This window comes from Cronobacter dublinensis subsp. dublinensis LMG 23823, assembly GCF_001277235.1.
GTDB lineage: Bacteria > Pseudomonadota > Gammaproteobacteria > Enterobacterales > Enterobacteriaceae > Cronobacter > Cronobacter dublinensis.
The window spans coordinates 2,475,930-2,493,906 of sequence record NZ_CP012266.1; the positions used below are offsets into that span (position 1 = coordinate 2,475,930).

Below are 17,977 nucleotides of genomic sequence, written 5' to 3' on the forward strand. Positions count from 1 at the left end.
AATTAGAATTGTGTTGTGCTACTCCAGCCCGAGGCTGTTGCGCAGAATATGCAGGCGTTCATCATCCCCGTCACGGGCAGCCTGCTGAAGAGATTTGGTTGGGGTGTGGATCAGGCGATTGGTCAGCCGGCGCGCCAGATCCTGCATAATGGCTTCGGCGTCGCCACCGGCGCGCAGCGAGGCCAGCGCCTTGCTGGTGAGCTCTTCGCGCACCTGGTCGGCCTGCGCGCGGTATTCACGGATAGTCTCGCTGACGCTCTGGGCGCGCAGCCAGGCCATAAATTCGTGGGCTTCCTGCTCGACGATAGACTCCGCCTGCACCGCCGCCGCTTTACGCTGCGCCATGTTGTGCTGGATGATGCTCTGGAGATCGTCGACGCTGTAGAGATAGGCGTTGGCGAGTTTGCCGACTTCCGGCTCGACGTCGCGCGGCACCGCGATATCCACCAGCAGCATCGGCTGGTTGCGGCGGGCCTTCAGCGCGCGCTCCATCATCCCTTTGCCGATAATCGGCAGCGGGCTCGCGGTGGAGCTGATAATGATATCCGCGTCTTTTAAACGTTCGTCGATATCGCCAAGCCCGATGACTTCCGCGCCGACTTCATCCGCCAGGCGCTGAGCGCGCTCGCGGGTGCGGTTGGCGATGATCATCTTCTGGACGTTGTGCTCGCGCAAGTGACGCGCCGCCAGCTCAATGGTTTCACCGGCGCCGACCAGCATCACGGTAACTGTCGAGAGCGATTCGAAAATCTGGCGCGCCAGCGTACAGGCGGCGAACGCGACCGAAACGGCGCTCGCGCCGATGTCGGTTTCGGTACGCACGCGTTTGGCAACCGAGAAGGATTTCTGGAACATGCGCTCCAGTTCGCTGGCGTTGGCATGGCCGCGACCGGAATCGGCGAAGGCTTTTTTCACCTGGCCTAAAATCTGCGGCTCGCCGAGCACCAGCGAATCCAGCCCGCTGGCGACGCGCATCAGATGGCTGACCGCGTCGTTATCGTGGTGCCAGTAGAGGCTGTCGCGCACTTCCGCTTCATCAAGCTTGTGGTAGTCGCACAGCCAGCGGACCAGTTTATCGTGCAGGTTGTCCTGCTCTTCAACGCTCAGATAAAGCTCCGTGCGGTTGCACGTCGAGAGCACCACACCGCCCTGCACCATCGGCTGCGACAGCAGGCTTTCCAGCGCCTGGTCGAGCGAATCCGGCGAAAACGTCACGCGTTCTCGCAGCGAAACAGGAGCCGTTTTGTGGTTGATGCCGAGAGCTAACAGAGTCATGGAGCGGGAATAGTACCAGCGTTGATAAGGTTTGCTGTGCGCATCATACAGGATGCGTAAGGTCAATAAAAGAGAACCGCCTCTTTTGGAGTAATAGACAGATTCATGATTTAAGACAACTTGACCATAGACGCCCTTAGCCCCGGACGCTAGCATGAAGGGTTATAACCTCAATCAACATCAAGGATTTGTTCCTGTTATGGCGATTTCTTCTGTGCGTTTTTGGTCTCTCGCCCCGCTGGCGAGCCTGGTGCTGACCGCCTGTGTCAGCCATGCCCCGCAAGGCCCTGGCAAGAGCCCCGACTCCCCCCAGTGGCGACAGCATCAGGAGCAGGTGAAAAACCTGGCCCAGTTCCAGACCCGCGGCGCCTTCGCCTATCTTTCCGACCAGCAGAAAGTCTACGCGCGCTTTTTCTGGCAGCAGACCGGCAAAGAGAACTATCGTCTGCTGCTCACCAACCCGCTCGGCAGTACCGAGCTTGAGCTGAACGCGAAGCCGGGCGCGGTGGAGCTGGTGGACAACAAAGGCCAGCACTATCAGGCGACGGACGCCGAAGAGATGATTGGCAAGCTGACCGGCATGCCGATTCCACTCAACAGCCTGCGCCAGTGGATTGTCGGCCTGCCGGGCGAGGCGACTGACTACTCGCTCGATGACCAGTACCGCCTGCGTGAAGTGAACTACACCCAGAACGGCAAAACCTGGAAAGTGGTTTACGGCGGCTACGACACTAAAACCCAGCCGGCGATGCCGTCGAACCTGGAGCTGCGCGAAGGCGATCAGCGCATCAAGCTGAAAATGGATAACTGGATTGTTAAATAATGACCCGTTGGCCCTCTCCGGCGAAGCTTAATCTCTTCCTGTATATCACGGGCCGTCGTGAGGACGGCTACCACAATCTGCAAACGCTGTTTCAGTTTCTCGATTATGGCGACACGGTGCTGATCGCGCCGCGCGGCGACGGGCAGTTGCGCCTCGTGACGCCCGTCGACGGTGTGGCGCAAGAAGACAATCTGATTATGCGCGCTGCGCGTCTGCTGATGGAAACGGCCCGCGAAGCCGGACGACTGCCGACCGGGGCGGGTGCGGATCTCGGCGTTGAGAAACGTCTGCCGATGGGCGGCGGGCTGGGCGGCGGTTCGTCAAATGCCGCGACCGTGCTGGTGGCGCTGAATCATCTCTGGCAGACCGGGCTTAGCGAAGACGCACTGGCCGCGCTTGGCATGCGCCTCGGTGCAGACGTGCCGGTCTTTGTACGGGGTCGCGCGGCGTTCGCCGAAGGCGTTGGCGAGCAGCTCACACCGGCCTCGCCACCGGAAAAATGGTATCTGGTGGCGCACCCTGGCGTGAGCATTCCGACGCTGGTGATTTTTACCGATCCGGAGCTGACGCGCGATACGCCCGTCCGGTCAATGGAAACGTTGCTGAAATGTGAATTTCGCAACGATTGCGAGCAGATCGCAAGAAAACGTTTTCGTGAGGTTGATGCCGCGCTTTCCTGGCTGTTAGAATACGCGCCGTCGCGCCTGACCGGCACCGGAGCTTGTGTGTTTGCTGAATTTGACACCGAATCCGAGGCCCGCCGGGTGCTTGAGAAAGCCCCGGAATGGCTGAAGGGTTTTGTTGCGCGAGGCGTCAACCACTCTGCGTTACAGCAAGCCATCGCCGGGCAAACTGAGTTTTGGTGACAACGTCACCCCTGTTCCAGACGTTGCGCCATGCTCTTTAAATACACCGCCTGGATGGCGAACCTGCTTCCTGTCGCGTTTTGCGGCGCCGCCATCCACCACTGGACGCATGCCTGAGGTTCTTCTCGTGCCTGATATGAAGCTTTTTGCTGGTAACGCCACCCCGGAACTAGCACAACGTATTGCCAACCGCCTGTACACTTCCCTCGGCGACGCTGCTGTCGGTCGCTTTAGCGACGGCGAAGTCAGCGTACAAATCAATGAAAATGTACGCGGTGGTGATATTTTCATCATCCAGTCCACTTGTGCCCCCACCAACGACAACCTGATGGAACTGGTTGTTATGGTCGACGCCCTGCGCCGCGCTTCCGCAGGTCGTATTACCGCCGTTATCCCTTACTTTGGCTATGCCCGTCAGGACCGTCGCGTGCGTTCCGCGCGTGTGCCTATCACCGCGAAAGTGGTGGCGGATTTCCTGTCAAGTGTTGGGGTTGACCGCGTTCTCACTGTGGACCTGCACGCAGAACAGATTCAGGGCTTCTTCGATGTGCCGGTAGATAACGTATTCGGCAGCCCGATTCTGCTGGAAGATATGCTGCAGCAGAACCTGGATAACCCGATTGTGGTTTCTCCGGACATCGGCGGCGTGGTGCGCGCCCGCGCCATCGCGAAACTGCTCAACGATACCGACATGGCGATCATCGACAAGCGCCGTCCGCGCGCCAACGTTTCTCAGGTGATGCACATCATCGGTGACGTGGCAGGCCGTGACTGTGTACTGGTTGACGACATGATCGACACTGGCGGCACCCTGTGCAAAGCAGCGGAAGCGCTGAAAGAGCGCGGCGCGAAACGCGTTTTCGCCTATGCCACCCACCCGATCTTCTCCGGCAACGCGCTTAACAACCTGCGTAACTCGGTGATCGATGAAGTGGTCGTCTGCGATACCATCCCGCTGGCGGAAGAGATCAAGGCGCTGCCGAACGTGCGCACCCTGACCCTCTCCGGTATGCTGGCCGAAGCGATTCGTCGTATCAGCAACGAAGAATCTATCTCCGCCATGTTCGAACATTAATCGGACTGTGCTTAAAAACCCGCTACGGCGGGTTTTTTTATTCCGTTATTTTATTTGTATGATTTATCAATCCATCATCATATATTGATTTAGATGATGGGCTCATGGACGCCGTATCGTGAACACACAGTATCTCTCGCAAATTCTTCCTTTCCGCGCGCTGGTGGAGGCCTGCTGGCGTGAAAAATATACGCTCTCCAGGTTAAGCCGCGATCTGCTGGCGGGCATTACCGTCGGGATCATCGCCATTCCGCTCGCGATGGCGCTGGCTATCGGCAGCGGCGTGCCGCCGCAGTACGGGCTTTACACCTCCGCCATCGCCGGGATCGTGATTGCGCTGAGCGGCGGCTCGCGCTACAGCGTCTCCGGGCCGACCGCCGCGTTTGTGGTGATCCTCTACCCTGTCGCCCAGCAGTTCGGGCTCTCGGGTCTGCTGGTAGCGACCCTGATGTCCGGCGTATTTCTGGTACTGTTCGGCCTCGCGCGCTTCGGGCGGCTGATTGAATACATCCCGCTGCCGGTAACGCTCGGCTTTACCTCTGGCATCGGCATCACCATCGCCACCATGCAGATTAAAGATTTCTTCGGGCTTGAGATGGCGCACGTGCCGGAACACTATCTGCCGAAAGTAGCGGCGCTGGCGATGGCGCTGCCGGGCGTTAACCCCGGCGACGCAGCGACGGGTATTGTGACGCTGGCCGTGCTTATCCTCTGGCCGCGTCTCGGCATCCGGCTGCCGGGGCATCTGCCCGCGCTGCTGGCGGGCTGTGCGGTAATGGGTATCGTGCACCTGCTCGGCGGCAATGTCGCCACCATCGGCTCGCGTTTTCATTATCTGCTCGCAGATGGCACCCAGGGCAGCGGTATTCCACCGCTGCTGCCCCAACTGATGTTGCCCTGGGATCTGCCGGGGTCGACCTTTACGCTAAGCCTGGATTCACTGCGCGCGCTGCTGCCCGCCGCGTTTTCGATGGCGATGCTTGGCGCTATAGAATCCCTGCTCTGCGCGGTGGTGCTGGATGGCATGACCGGCACGCGCCATAACGCCAACAGCGAGCTTATCGGCCAGGGGCTGGGCAACCTGGTGGCGCCGTTCTTTGGCGGCATTACCGCCACTGCCGCTATCGCCCGTTCGGCGGCCAACGTGCGCGCCGGGGCCACCTCGCCCGTCGCCGCCGTTTTCCATGCGCTGCTGGTGCTGTTGGCCCTGCTGGCGCTGGCGCCGCTGCTCTCCTGGCTGCCGCTCTCGGCAATGGCCGCGCTGCTGCTGATGGTGGCGTGGAACATGAGCGAGGCGCATAAGGTTATCGGCCTGCTGCGCCGCGCGCCGCAGGATGACATCATCGTGATGCTGCTGTGTATGTCGCTGACCGTGCTGTTTGACATGGTCATCGCCATCAGCGTCGGCGTGGTGCTGGCGTCGCTGCTCTTTATGCGCCGGGTGGCACGGATGACGCGGCTTGCGCCGCTTAACGTTAGCGTGCCGGAGGACGTGCTGGCGGTGCGGGTAACCGGGCCGCTGTTTTTCGCCGCGGCGGAAGGCGTCTTCACGCCGCTGCTGGCGCAGGCGGCGGGCAAACGGGTTATTGTGATGCAGTGGGACGCGGTGCCGGTGCTCGACGCAGGCGGTCTTGACGCTTTACAGCGCTTTATTGAACGTCTGCCGGAAGGCTGCGAGCTGCGCGTGTGTCATCTTGAATTCCAGCCGCTGCGCACGCTGGCGCGCGCAGGCGTACAGCCCATCCCTGGGCGTCTTGCGTTCTTCCCGGACAGCAACGCGGCCTTAGCCGCGCACTAAGTTAACGCGCAGGCGCAGCCCCCGGCGCCTGCATCATTGCGCTGATTGCCTGTCTCAGCCAGTCGAGAACGTCCGGCGTCATCCAGGTGCCTTTCGAGAGATGCGGTTCGCGCATCATAGCCTCGCGAAACTTCTGCTGCGTCTGCGGGTTATCGCTGGCGAACGACGCAAACAGCGTCAGCCAGTGCGCCGCAAGCCCGCGCGCCTCTTCGCTCTCAGGATCCCGCCGCGCCGCCACCGCCTCGTGCAGTTTCGCCACCAGCGGCGGCCACTCCATCATGCGATCGAAATAGTGCGCCCGGGTGAAGGCAAACTCCTCGGGCGTGAGATAACGCTGGTAAATCGCCAGTTTGCTCTCGGCGAACGCCTGCGTTATCCAGTCGATCATGGCAGGCGTGATGCCGGTCTGGTCGCGCATCGTGGGCTCGGCGGCGTGCATTTCATTAAGGCGCGTGAGAAACGCCGGGTTGCCGGCGGTATCGCGCTCCAGCGTTTCCATCCAGCGCGTGGCAAGCGCCTGCGCGGACGGGTCGGTTACCGGCACGCCTTTATGCACGGCCTCCTTCACCTCCCCGACCAGCGCGGCCCACTGCGCCTCGCGATCGGCGTTCTGCTGCGCGAACGGCAGCTGTTTCAGTTCGTCCGGTGAAAACCATTTCTCATACATCGTCATTAACTCCAGTGTTTTAAGCCACTCCTGAAGATCCGGCTCGTCACCTGCCAGAAGCCCCTCACGCAGCGCCACCAGCCGGTCGCGCAGCATCGCGGTGCGTTTGAGCTGCGCATTAAGCATGGCGATTTGCGTTTCGATGACTTCCGGCAGCGTCACGCTGCCGCTCTCCAGGCACTCCCGCACCTGCGCCAGACTAAGCCCCATCCGCGTTAACGCCTGAATATGATGCAGGCGCTGAATGTCGTCGCGGTTATAGAGCCGGTAGCCGGCGGCGGTACGGCCGGAGGGAATGAGCAGCCCGAGGCTTTCATAGTGGTGCAGCGTGCGAACCGTCAGTCCGCATCGTTTCGCGAGTTCACCCACCTGTAGCAACATAACGCCCTCTCCTCTTCCCTTGCGAGGCCCACTGTGAGACCTGACGTAACGTAAGGGTCAAGAGCCTACCATAAAAAAAGCCCCCGACCGGCGGGAGCTTTTTTGACAGCATGGAACCATTAACTGGAGTGATGATTGCGCTTACAGCGTTTGTCATAGTGGCGCACCCACCAGTAGCGGTCGCACACCTGTTCATGACCGCCGATACGGGCGCCCGCAAGCCAGAGCACGGCCCCGACAAAGATGCTAAAAATGGCGCCGTGCGCGAAAAACTGCGGCAGATTCAGCTGCGGCAACTGATTGAGAATCGAGTAACCGACCCCGACGACCATGACGACTAACCCCAGCCCCATCAGAAAATTGCCGAGCAACGACGCGTTTTTGCGTTTCATAGTTACCTCCGGAATGTTGGGCGGGAAAGTATCCCTGCGATTTATGTGTAAAGTATAGGCAACACTTATCGCTGGCGGTTGCGCCGGGGATCACATTTACGAACATTCCATGAACGAAACTTTACAAATAAGCCAATGAATTGAATGAAATTCTAATGATTCATTGCAGTGATTATTGATTTTCCCGCCGGGCGGCGTCGCGGTTTTGTGATCTGCGCGCCGTCACAGTAAACTACGCCGCAAACAGAGGTTTTCAGGAACAATAACGTGACGATTAAACTGATTGTGGGCCTTGCCAACCCCGGCGCGGAATATGCCGCTACTCGCCATAATGCGGGGGCATGGTATGTGGATTTGCTGGCGGATCGCTTTCGCGCGCCGCTGAAAGAAGAAGCCAAATTTTTTGGTTATACCTCGCGCATTAATATCAACGGCAATGACGTGCGCCTGCTGGTGCCCACCACTTTTATGAACCTGAGCGGCAAAGCCGTGGCGGCGCTCGCCACCTTTTACCGCATCGCGCCGGATGAAATCCTGGTCGCGCATGATGAACTGGACCTCCCGCCCGGCGTGGCGAAATTCAAGCTCGGCGGCGGCCACGGCGGCCATAACGGCCTGAAAGATATCATCAGCAAGCTTGGCAATAACCCGAACTTTCATCGTTTACGCCTCGGCATTGGCCATCCGGGCGATAAAAATAAAGTTGTCGGTTTTGTGCTCGGCAAACCGCCGACAAGCGAGCAAAAGCTGATAGACGAGGCCGTTGACGAAGCGGCGCGCTGTACCGAAATCTGGCTTCAGGATGGCTTAACCAAAGCCACCAACCGCCTGCACAGTTTCAAAGCGCAATAACCGGCGCAACGGCGCGCTGGGGGGTGATTTCTCCCCCGTTGCGCGCCTGTTACGTGTATAATAGCCAAATAACACCATTTCTCATCATCGGGTTATTTCTAACCCTCTGATAAATCAGCAATTAAGGTAATGTAAAACATGGGATTCAAATGCGGTATCGTCGGCTTGCCGAACGTCGGTAAATCCACTCTGTTCAATGCGCTGACCAAAGCAGGTATTGAGGCGGCGAACTTCCCGTTCTGTACCATTGAGCCGAACACCGGCGTCGTGCCTATGCCCGATCCGCGTCTGGACAAAATCGCCGAGATCGTGAAGCCGCAGCGCATTCTGCCGACCACGATGGAATTCGTGGACATCGCGGGCCTGGTGAAAGGCGCGTCGAAAGGCGAAGGTCTGGGCAACCAGTTCCTGACCAACATCCGTGAAACCGAAGCTATCGGTCACGTGGTGCGCTGCTTTGAAAACGACAACATTATCCACGTCGCAGGCAAAGTAAACCCGGCGGAAGATATCGACACCATCAATACCGAGCTGGCGCTTTCTGACCTCGACGCCTGTGAGCGTGCCATCCACCGTATCTCCAAGAAAGCCAAAGGCGGCGACAAAGATGCCAAAGCCGAGCTGGCCGTACTGGAAAAATGCCTGCCGCAGCTTGAAAACGCCGGTATGCTGCGCGCGCTGGATCTGAGCAAAGAAGAGAAAGAGCTCATCAAATACCTGAGCTTCTTGACGCTTAAGCCGACCATGTACATCGCGAACGTCAACGAAGACGGTTTTGAAAACAACCCGTTCCTCGATCAGGTCCGTGAAATCGCCGATAAAGAAGGCTCTGTCGTGGTACCGGTGTGCGCGGCGGTGGAATCCGATATCGCTGAGCTCGACGATGAAGAGCGCGATGAATTCATGCAGGAGCTGGGCCTTGAAGAGCCGGGCCTTAACCGCGTGATCCGCGCCGGTTACGCCCTGCTGAACCTGCAAACCTACTTCACCGCGGGCGTGAAAGAAGTGCGCGCATGGACCATCCCGGTTGGCGCGACCGCGCCTCAGGCCGCCGGTAAAATCCACACCGACTTCGAAAAAGGCTTTATCCGCGCGCAAACCATCGCCTATGACGATTTCATCACCTATAAAGGCGAACAGGGCGCGAAAGAAGCGGGCAAAATGCGCGCGGAAGGGAAAGAGTACATCGTGAAAGACGGCGACATCATGAACTTCCTGTTCAACGTCTGAATAAAGTTTTGTTGTCTCATGAGGTGTCAGAACATCTCATGAAACTCACAAAACCCTCTAAAATCCACGCGCTTGCGTGGATTTTTTATTCCAGATTGTCTTAGGCTACTTCATGAAAAAGCACATCAAAAAATACCGTTAAAATAATCGATTATGATATTTAGGCTCTTTGCCTGCCCCGTTTGCTCTCTCACCTTCTTTAGCTGAAATTAAGCGTTGATTTGCCATGAATTTGCTAAGCATGATTGGTTATAAGCCATGCGTTTTCATTGTTAGACAGGGGGAAGGACGGCTCTTATCTTCGTCATGATTTGTAAATCTGACGCAATTATTTGAAGAGGGAGCCATTTTGTCCAGTTTACTGACCCGCCTAAAAACCATACCCACGCGCTTTACCCTTGCCCTCAACATTGCCCTGCTCAGCAGCGTGGTGGTTTTCTCTTGCGCATCGTTTGCCGATGAAACCTTAAAAGAAGGGATTACGCCCGCGACGGACGTAAGCCAGATCCCGGCGGCGGCAAAGCTGCGTAAAGACACTGTGGTGGCAGGCATTTCTGAACCGCAGGGTATTTTTAACCCCTATTTCTTCGTCAACGGCTGGGACGAAAACGTCACCAATGTGATTTTCTCACGCCTCATCGACTGGGACAGCCACGGTAAACTGGTGCCAGGCCTGGCGGAAAGCTGGAGCGTCAGCCCGGACAACAAGGTCTATACCATTAAGCTGCGCCCGAACCTGACTTTCAGCGACGGCTCGCCGCTGACCGCGGAAGACGTGGCGTTTACCCTGACCGTGCTGTATGACCCGAAATACGATGGCGATACCGATATCACCCTCGCCAATATTGCGGGCGGCGCGGAGTATAAGGCCGGGAAAGCCGATAGCGTCAGCGGCCTGAAAGTGATCGACCCGCAGACCTTACAGGTCACCACCACGCAGCCAGGCGCGACAACGCTTGCGAAAATCGGCGGCCCGGTGCTGTCCAAAGCGTATTACGGTAAAGGGTATCAGCGCGGCAACCTCGATTATCTGCGCACGCTGCACGGCAAACCGCTGGGCAACGGACCGTATGTCTATGAAAAATACATTCCGGGCCAGGAGATTCGTTTCCACGCCAACACCCATTTCTACCGTGGCACACCGCCGACGCCACGCTTTATCTACCGCGTAACCAACCCGTCCACTAACTTCCAGTTGTTCCAGACCGGCGAAACCGATTATGACGCATTCACTTCGCGCCCGGATGATATCGAACAACTGAAAATGCTGGGCTTCGCCAATATCAACCTGTTCGGCTCCAGCGACTACAGCAAAGTGGAATTTAACGTGCGTCGCCCGGCGTTACAGGACGTGAAAGTGCGCCAGGCGCTGATTTACGGCCTCGACCGCCAGAAGCTGATTGATGTGGTTTATCAGGGCTACGGCAAAGTGGCGATTGAACCCATCGCCCCGATTTCATGGGCATATAACACCGACGGCGTGAATCCATACAAATTCGACCCGGCGCAGGCGAAAAAACTGCTTGATGAAGCGGGCTGGAAACCGGGGCCGGACGGCATCCGCGTGAAGGACGGTAAACGTCTGGAGCTGACGCTGCTGGTAAGCAAGAAAGTACTGAACGATGCGCTGATCCCTATCGCCAAAGAGAACTGGCAGCAGATTGGCGTGCTGCTAAAACCGCAGGTGGTGGATTTCAACGCCCTCATGGCGCAACGCAAAGCGGGCAACTATGACCTGGCCTCTTTCAGCACCAGCACACTCAACGATCCGCATGATGGCGTGTGGGATTACTACAGCACGGAAGCGAAAGAGTCCGGCTATAACAATCCGCAGGTTGATAAGCTCATCAACGAAGGCAATGCGGTACTGGACGTGGAAAAACGCAAACCGATTTATCACCAGCTCTATAAAGTGCTGGCGGAGGATCCACCGGCGATCCTGCTGGGCAACCGCGAGATCCTGTCGGCCAGCAGCGCCCGCGTCACCGGCTTTAAGCCGGATATCTACAACGGGCTGACTGGTAGCCTGCCGGATGTGAAAATCGTCAAGTAACACGAATAACTGCCGGGGATCGCCGGCAGTTGTCATGAGAAAGCTATGCGAAATTTTATCCTCAGGCGGCTGCTGCAAACCCTGCCAATGCTGCTGCTCGCCTCACTGATTATATTTATGCTGTTCGCCAAAACGCCGGGCGACTTTATCGACGGTAACATTACCCTCACCGCCGCCCGCGCCGCCGAACTGAAAGCCATTTATGGCCTCGATCAACCCCTCTTCAGCCGTTATCTGCACTGGCTCGGCCAGTTGCTGCGCGGCGATTTGGGGTTCTCGCTGCAATACCAAATCCCGGTGAGCCAGCTACTTAACCAGTACATCTGGAACTCGTTCCTGCTGGCAAGCATTGCGCTGGTGTTTTACTGGGGCATCGGGCTGGCGGTGGGCATTGCCTCGGCGCTGAAACCCAATTCGCTGTTCGATCATCTGGTGAGCGTGGTGGTGTTCGCCGCCATGTCATTCCCGACCTTTTTCCTCTGCCTGTTGCTGATTAAGTGGTTCGCGGTCGATCTGCACTGGTTGCCTGTGGGCGGCATGACCAACACGGGCAGCGACGACAGCGGCTGGGCGTGGGTGTTGCAGGTTGCGGCGCATCTGGTGTTACCGGTTATGGCGCTCGTGATGTTGCAGGCGGGCAGCCTGACGCGCTACTTCCGCGCCAGCATGCTGGACGTGGTGAAGATGGATTTTATCCGCACCGCGCGCGCCAAAGGGCTGCGTGAACGGACGGTGATCCTCAAACACGCGCTGCGCAATGCGCTGCTGCCGATCATCACCCTGCTCGGTTTTGAGCTGCCGGGGCTCTTTTCCGGCGCGATCATCACCGAAAAGGTCTTTAACTGGCCGGGCGCCGGGCATATCCATATTGATTCGCTGGCCGCCCGCGATTACCCGGTGCTGATGGGATTCACCCTGTTTCTGGCGGTATTAACCATTGTTGGCAACCTGATTGCCGATGTGCTGTACGCGTGGGCCGACCCGCGCATTCGCGTGAGGTCGTGATGTTTGGTTCTCTTTTCTCAACGAATCGCCGCCTGCGCAAGGCGGAAATTCCGGCGCTGGCGCAGGCCACGCCCTCTCCGTGGCGTCAGGCGTGGAAAGCGCTGCGCCACAACCCTCTGGCGATGTTGTGCCTGGTTCTGCTGGTGGTCATGACTCTCTGGTGCGTGCTGGGGCCGGTGTGGTCTCCGTGGAAAGATGACTCCACCGACGCGCTGATGATCAATAAACCGCCTGACGCCGCGCACTGGCTGGGCACCGATTTTCTTGGCCGCGATATTTATACCCGCCTGCTGCTTGCCGGGCGTATCTCGCTGATTATTGGCCTGCTGACCATGCTGCTGTCGGTGGCGCTGGGCTACCTGCTGGGGGCTATCTCCGGTTATGTCGGCGGCTGGACGGACAAACTGATTATGCGTCTGGCGGATCTGGTGATGACCATCCCCAGTCTGCCGCTGCTGATTGTCGCCGGGGCGATGTTGTCAGAGCTCGATTTCTCGCCCGACTCGCGCATCTACATGGTGGTGGTGATGCTCAGCCTGCTGGAGTGGCCAAAGCTGGCGCGGCTGGTGCGCGGGCAAATCCTCTCGCTGCGCGAGCGCGATTTTATGCTGGCGACGCAGGTACTGGGGCTCTCTTCGCGCCGCCGCCTGTTCGGCCATCTGTTACCGAACACCATTCCCCTTCTGGTGGTGATGGCGACGATGGCGGTGGCAAATGCCATTCTGATGGAATCTGCGCTCAGCTATCTCGGCCTTGGCGTCGTACCGCCAACACCGTCGTGGGGCAATATGATGGATGCGGCCAACAGCCTGATCGATTTTCAGCGTCGCCCGTGGCTGTGGATGCCGCCGGGTATCGCTATTTTTCTGACCGTCATCGCCATTAACGTACTGGGCGATGGCCTGCGCGATGCGCTGGATCCGAAGATGAAACGGAGCCTGAAATGAGCGAGCCGCTAATTACCTTTAACAACTTATCTGTCTCCTTCGCCAGCGAGCAGGGGCGCGTGCGCGCTGTACAGAATGTCTCATTTGCCATTCAGGCCGGGCAAACCATTGGCGTGGTGGGTGAATCCGGCTGCGGCAAAAGCGTTACCGCTATGTCGCTGATGGGGCTGTTACCGCCGCAGGCTGCGCGTATCGACGGTGGAGAAATCCGCTTTCAGGGCACCGATCTGCTGCGTCTGAAGCCATCGAAAATGGCCGATCTGCGTGGTAATCAGTTAGCGATGATTTTTCAGGAGCCGATGACGGCGCTCAACCCGGTGCTGACCATCGGCGAGCAGCTCTGCGAACCGCTGATTCGCCATCGCGGCGAAACACCCAAAGCGGCCTGGACGCATGCCACGCAACTGATCGCCGATGTCGGGCTGGCGCGGGCGGAGAGCCTGATGAGCAGCTATCCGCACCAGCTTTCCGGCGGCATGTTGCAGCGCATCATGATTGCCATGGCGCTAAGCTGCCAGCCAAAACTGCTGATTGCCGATGAGCCAACCACGGCGCTGGATGTCACCGTGCAGGCGCAAATCCTGCGCTTACTGCGTGACCAGGCGCGGGCGCAGCAGATGGCGCTGATGCTGATCACCCATGATTTGGGCGTTATCGCGCAGATGGCGGAAGACGTCGTAGTGATGTACGCCGGGCGCATCGTTGAGCAAGGTCCGACCGCCGACGTGCTGCGCCACCCGCTGCATCCTTATACCAAAGGGCTGATCGCCTCGCGCCCTGTTCCAGGCGAGCGCCGACGCCGCCTCTATTCGATTCCCGGCCAGGTGCCGGATCTGGCCGAACTGCCGCCGTACTGCGCGTTCTACGATCGCTGCGAACGCGCTACGCCGCAGTGCCGCGCGGGCATTCCGCCGCTTATCGGACAAACGCGGCAAGCCGCATGTATTCACACTGAGTTAGCGGAGCCGGTTGCATGAGCCAGCAATATGTCATTGAAGTTGACGGTCTGAAAAAGTACTTCCCGCTGCGCGACGGGTTGTTTGGTCAGGAAACCGGACAGCTACGCGCCGTGGATGGCGTCAGTTTTAACATTCGACCCGGCACCATTTTTGGCCTGGTGGGCGAATCCGGCAGCGGTAAAACCACCGTCGGACGCACGCTGCTGGGGCTGTATGACAAAACGGCGGGTAGCGTGAAGTATCGCGGGCAGAAGCTGCAGGAGCTGACGCCAAAACAGATGCGTGCGCTGCGCCCGAAAATCCAGCTGGTGTTTCAGGATCCTTACAGCTCGCTGAACCCGCGCATTCGCATTGGCGATGCGATCGGCGAAGCGATGCTGGAACACAAGCTGTGCAGCAAAGCGGAACTGCGCGCCAACGTGCTGGCGGTGATGAAAATCTGTGGCCTGGCGCCGCAGCATTACAACCGCTTTCCCCATGAGTTCTCCGGCGGCCAGCGCCAGCGTATTGGCATTGCCCGCGCGCTAATTCTCAACCCGGATTTTATTATCGCCGACGAACCCATCTCGGCGCTGGATGTCTCCATCCAGGCGCAAATCATTAATCTGTTCTCCGATCTGCGCGATGACCACGGCGTCACCTTCCTGTTTATCTCTCACGATCTTGGTGTCGTGGAACATTTGTGTGATGACGTGGCGGTGATGTATCTGGGGAAACTGGTGGAAACCGCCAGCCGCGATGCGCTGTTCAGCCAGCCGCTGCACCCTTACACCCAAGCGCTGCTGGCGGCGGTGCCGACGCTCGACCCGGAAGGCGAGCCCGTGGCCGTGGTGCAGGGGGAAATCCCCGATCCGTCACGCCCGCCCTCCGGTTGCCGTTTCTCTTCACGCTGCCCGCAGGCAACGGATCGCTGCCGCACTGACATTCCGCAACTGCGCGAAGTGCGTCCTGGTCATCAGGTGGCGTGCCACTGGGTGGAGACAGCGCAATAAACGCGCTCCGGCACAGGCGGCGGTTTTTCAGATGCGCCTGCAAGGCTTTGTTACCCGCCGCGCCCTGACAGGCGCATACGAGCTGACAGTTGCATTAAGCTTCGTTACTGATGGCCCGTTGATGCCTGTATCGCTAAGCGCTCACTAAAGTTTGCATCTTCCGCGAGAAGCTGTTCGGGCTGGCCACCAGTAACATGTCGCCGGTAATTAGTGCTTCACTTCGGTACCCCGCCCCCTGAGCTAAGCATCTTCAATTCTGCTCAGCAGGTTATTCTCAACCGTCGCTTGTGTATCCACTGCACGGTAAATGACGGTCTCATGTTAAATTGCGGCTCAACGACCAGGACTTTGTCACGGACCTGTCCAAAATAGTTTTGACCTTAATCTATCTGGCACCATGGCAAACAATTCCCTTATATAGCTAATTTGCTGATTATAATTTGGTGATATGTCCTCGCCGCACTCCTCAAAATAATATTTAGCTTGATTATTTAAAATCATAAATCATGCTCAGTGAATTCCGCAACAAGGAGTCAATACATGAGATTATGGACTAATTCAGCTTCGTAATAGCAAGACATGTCACGCCCTTTCTCTTCCTTATGCAAGATTGGATACTTCTAATATAAGGCAAAGAGAGTGCAACATTTTTACATATATATCATTCTTATTCATATGGATAAGTAGTTATTGTGCTTGTAACTTAACTGTAGGTATTATTTACACTGTGACATTTTGGTACATAGTTATCAAGTTACTACGAGTGTGATGTCTGCAATGAAAACCTTAATGAGCAACCTCAATTATTTATCAATAAACTTACGCTTGAAATCCTCCACAATGCACAATCCTATCAAAGAACTATTTTTATGAATGAAAGATAATCTGTCATTGATTTTTTCAAATTCATTTTCAGATAAGGAATCTATATTTATAGTTCTTAATGCGTCGATACAACTGACAATTAACTCATTGTCATTAATTTCGATAAGCGCCAATATAATAGTCAGCTCATAAGTATTGTTCAAATCCCCCAAACATTCGACCAGCCTCATTTTCCAAAAAATACTCTTATTGTCTAAGCTATCAACCAGGCTCGTCCAGTCTGATTCATTGAATTGATTTAATATTTCTGTAGCCTCAACAATTGCGCAATCATACCAGTAATCACCGGGGTTATTATCATCACTAAAACAACTTATACATAAATCAAAATTTTTATACACTCATGATCCTCAATCAGTGATGTCGAATACAAGACAAATATTATAGCTTTATTTTCTCCTCAAGAGGTTTAGCTTTTTCTATGCCTCAGTACAAGCCGTCATTTTCTCGACGTGTAAGACGTTATTTACAACCATCGTCTGCCTTGCTTTCGTGGAAACCACTACTGCTTCCGTGCTGTTCCCAGCCAGTGCAACTGCCGAGCCTGATGGCGATGTTGGGAGCACTGCAACCGCATATCCTCTACGAGTTATTCATTCGGACCTTGCTGAACACTTTTCGCTCGGCAAATGGTAAGGGGCGCTGTCCAGTGTTTCACGTCTTATCTATCACCTCTTGCATGGTCGTTTTTCGCAAGCCCGGCGCTAACGGAATGGCGTTCGAAACCGGGTCAATGTCGGATCCCATCGTCATGACCACCCAGCACCTCGCGCTATACGGGACTACATAACAGTACTGGCGATCTGTGGATGATGAAACGTGGAAACGGGCATTTTGGGTAAGCCTGACGGATAAAAAGAAAAGCACGGCGGAAGGACCGGGATCTTACGTATACTTAACTATGCTAAGCTTAATCATTCTTCTCTTCAATGCTACTCAAGCTCCTTACCAGACTTTCTATAGCTTTCAACTGATCCTCATCAGGTCCCAACAATAAATTAATAAGTTGGTCGCTTAAAATAAAATCATATATATCTATACCTATCCAACCCTTTGACCAAAAATCAATAGATCCAATCTTATTACACCCTTCAAATTCTACTCGCTCCAGATCGCCAAAATCACCACCAAGGAAAGAACTATATTGAAAAACGTAGCCTGTTAAAGATGGCTCGATTTGTTTTTTAAAGAAAATAACATCCATAATTCAAATGATTACCTGATTTTTTATCTATAATTGATATATTCATATGATAATAAATGTTGGTACAAAGAGGATCGCCAGCGCCCCTAACCAGGCCTGTTATGTTTTCTACAGATAAACCTTGTGATACAGAAAACGTCAACCCAGGCGTTATGAGCTTTATTAAATAACATTATTTCATCTGTGTCATTATTATCTTAACACTCCGATCCTTATCATAGTCAACCGCCCGGTCAATCTCTATCTATCAGAGCTTTTTCATATTGGCAGAAACCGCGAACTGTCTTTTTTATTACTGTTCATTGATGAGTCTAACACTTTCCTGGAAAAATATGCTTCGTCGAATCATGCTGCTTTATTGACATCTCATTTGATTGAATAATGAATCACCTTATGATCGCTAAGCCTGGGCACCGTCTCTTTATCAAAGCACTTATCGCTCGCAGATGCTAACGGGTAAAAAGAAGATTCGGATAAAGTTGAGCCAATGGCTGAATACTTCCCCCGAGCGTTTAACGGCATCGACGATGTGTTGGTGATCAGGCATGCAAATATAAACCCGACTCAAAAACC

Annotated in this window: 16 protein-coding genes and 1 pseudogene; 11 read left to right on the forward strand and 6 right to left on the reverse strand. The window is 55.9% G+C overall.

The genetic code is table 11. The features are described 5' to 3' along the window. Positions 1-18: 18 nt before the first annotated feature. Complete coding sequence (hemA, locus tag AFK67_RS11245) at positions 19-1,275, reverse strand: glutamyl-tRNA reductase (RefSeq protein WP_032967572.1); 1,257 nt, start codon at positions 1,273-1,275, stop codon at positions 19-21. A gap of 199 nt (positions 1,276-1,474) precedes the next feature. On the opposite strand from hemA, the gene lolB reads away from it, so the two are divergent. The 4 genes from lolB (at position 1,475) to dauA (ending at position 5,837) form a co-directional block, all read left to right on the forward strand. Next, the gene (lolB, locus tag AFK67_RS11250; protein ID WP_032967568.1) at positions 1,475-2,098 is read left to right on the forward strand and encodes a lipoprotein insertase outer membrane protein LolB; all 624 of its coding nucleotides are present in this window, start codon (positions 1,475-1,477) and stop codon (positions 2,096-2,098) included. Beyond that, positions 2,095-2,964, forward strand: coding sequence for a 4-(cytidine 5'-diphospho)-2-C-methyl-D-erythritol kinase (ispE, locus tag AFK67_RS11255; RefSeq protein WP_038883443.1), 870 nt, complete (start codon positions 2,095-2,097; stop codon positions 2,962-2,964). Before lolB ends, ispE begins: the two co-directional genes overlap by 4 nt. A 127-nt stretch (positions 2,965-3,091) precedes the next feature. Continuing rightward, positions 3,092-4,039: a ribose-phosphate diphosphokinase gene (prs, locus tag AFK67_RS11260; RefSeq protein WP_007729920.1), complete on the forward strand. Its 948-nt coding sequence runs from the start codon at positions 3,092-3,094 to the stop codon at positions 4,037-4,039. A 118-nt stretch (positions 4,040-4,157) separates the two neighbouring features. Further along, positions 4,158-5,837 carry a C4-dicarboxylic acid transporter DauA gene (dauA, locus tag AFK67_RS11265; RefSeq protein ID WP_007729921.1) on the forward strand — a complete coding sequence of 560 codons (1,680 nt, stop codon included), beginning with the start codon at positions 4,158-4,160 and terminating at the stop codon, positions 5,835-5,837. A gap of 1 nt (position 5,838) precedes the next feature. On the opposite strand, the gene AFK67_RS11270 is transcribed toward dauA, so the two are convergent. Further along, the gene (locus AFK67_RS11270; protein ID WP_007729923.1) at positions 5,839-6,885 is read right to left on the reverse strand and encodes a MerR family transcriptional regulator; all 1,047 of its coding nucleotides are present in this window, start codon (positions 6,883-6,885) and stop codon (positions 5,839-5,841) included. A gap of 119 nt (positions 6,886-7,004) precedes the next feature. Beyond that, positions 7,005-7,277, reverse strand: coding sequence for a stress-induced protein YchH (ychH, locus tag AFK67_RS11275; RefSeq protein ID WP_007729924.1), 273 nt, complete (start codon positions 7,275-7,277; stop codon positions 7,005-7,007). Between the two features lie 267 nt (positions 7,278-7,544). Here ychH and pth point away from each other — a divergent pair, with 267 nt between their 5' ends. From pth to AFK67_RS11310, 7 genes are all read left to right on the forward strand, one after another. Further along, entirely contained in the window at positions 7,545-8,129 is a 585-nt protein-coding gene (pth, locus tag AFK67_RS11280; protein ID WP_007729926.1) for an aminoacyl-tRNA hydrolase, read from the forward strand. Positions 8,130-8,267: 138 nt separating this feature from the next. Next, on the forward strand, positions 8,268-9,359 hold the full coding sequence (gene ychF / locus AFK67_RS11285; RefSeq protein WP_007729929.1) for a redox-regulated ATPase YchF: 1,092 nt from the start codon (positions 8,268-8,270) through the stop codon (positions 9,357-9,359). 349 nt (positions 9,360-9,708) lie between these two features. Continuing rightward, positions 9,709-11,412, forward strand: a complete 1,704-nt coding sequence (locus tag AFK67_RS11290) for an ABC transporter substrate-binding protein (protein ID WP_007729932.1) — start codon at positions 9,709-9,711, stop codon at positions 11,410-11,412. Between the two features lie 45 nt (positions 11,413-11,457). Beyond that, positions 11,458-12,417, forward strand: a complete 960-nt coding sequence (locus tag AFK67_RS11295; RefSeq protein WP_007729935.1) for an ABC transporter permease — start codon at positions 11,458-11,460, stop codon at positions 12,415-12,417. Next, positions 12,417-13,364 carry an oligopeptide ABC transporter permease gene (opp4C, locus tag AFK67_RS11300; RefSeq protein ID WP_007729947.1) on the forward strand — a complete coding sequence of 316 codons (948 nt, stop codon included), beginning with the start codon at positions 12,417-12,419 and terminating at the stop codon, positions 13,362-13,364. The genes AFK67_RS11295 and opp4C overlap by 1 nt, the downstream gene beginning before the upstream one ends. Next, positions 13,361-14,341, forward strand: coding sequence for an ABC transporter ATP-binding protein (locus AFK67_RS11305; protein WP_007729951.1), 981 nt, complete (start codon positions 13,361-13,363; stop codon positions 14,339-14,341). Before opp4C ends, AFK67_RS11305 begins: the two co-directional genes overlap by 4 nt. Then, positions 14,338-15,315 (forward strand): ABC transporter ATP-binding protein, encoded by a 978-nt coding sequence (locus AFK67_RS11310; RefSeq protein WP_007729958.1) that lies wholly within the window; start codon positions 14,338-14,340, stop codon positions 15,313-15,315. The genes AFK67_RS11305 and AFK67_RS11310 overlap by 4 nt, the downstream gene beginning before the upstream one ends. 351 nt (positions 15,316-15,666) lie before the next feature. On the opposite strand, the pseudogene AFK67_RS23395 reads toward AFK67_RS11310, so the two are convergent. The 3 genes and pseudogenes from AFK67_RS23395 to AFK67_RS11325 form a co-directional block, all read right to left on the reverse strand. Then, a pseudogene (locus tag AFK67_RS23395) lies at positions 15,667-15,990 on the reverse strand (zinc ABC transporter substrate-binding protein). 128 nt (positions 15,991-16,118) lie between these two features. Further along, positions 16,119-16,541: a hypothetical protein gene (locus AFK67_RS11315; RefSeq protein ID WP_050555383.1), complete on the reverse strand. Its 423-nt coding sequence runs from the start codon at positions 16,539-16,541 to the stop codon at positions 16,119-16,121. Between the two features lie 569 nt (positions 16,542-17,110). Then, positions 17,111-17,404, reverse strand: coding sequence for a hypothetical protein (locus AFK67_RS11325; protein ID WP_032967570.1), 294 nt, complete (start codon positions 17,402-17,404; stop codon positions 17,111-17,113). Between the last annotated feature and the right edge of the window lie 573 nt (positions 17,405-17,977).

Coding starts and splice junctions, on each gene's coding strand:
- hemA (WP_032967572.1), bottom strand. CDS start 1,275: ATGACTCTGTTAGCTCTCGGCATCAACCACAAAACGGCTCCTGTTTCG.
- lolB (WP_032967568.1), top strand. CDS start 1,475: ATGGCGATTTCTTCTGTGCGTTTTTGGTCTCTCGCCCCGCTGGCGAGC.
- AFK67_RS11270 (WP_007729923.1), bottom strand. CDS start 6,885: ATGTTGCTACAGGTGGGTGAACTCGCGAAACGATGCGGACTGACGGTT.
- ychH (WP_007729924.1), bottom strand. CDS start 7,277: ATGAAACGCAAAAACGCGTCGTTGCTCGGCAATTTTCTGATGGGGCTG.
- ychF (WP_007729929.1), top strand. CDS start 8,268: ATGGGATTCAAATGCGGTATCGTCGGCTTGCCGAACGTCGGTAAATCC.
- AFK67_RS11295 (WP_007729935.1), top strand. CDS start 11,458: ATGCGAAATTTTATCCTCAGGCGGCTGCTGCAAACCCTGCCAATGCTG.
- opp4C (WP_007729947.1), top strand. CDS start 12,417: ATGTTTGGTTCTCTTTTCTCAACGAATCGCCGCCTGCGCAAGGCGGAA.
- AFK67_RS11305 (WP_007729951.1), top strand. CDS start 13,361: ATGAGCGAGCCGCTAATTACCTTTAACAACTTATCTGTCTCCTTCGCC.
- AFK67_RS11310 (WP_007729958.1), top strand. CDS start 14,338: ATGAGCCAGCAATATGTCATTGAAGTTGACGGTCTGAAAAAGTACTTC.
- AFK67_RS11325 (WP_032967570.1), bottom strand. CDS start 17,404: ATGGATGTTATTTTCTTTAAAAAACAAATCGAGCCATCTTTAACAGGC.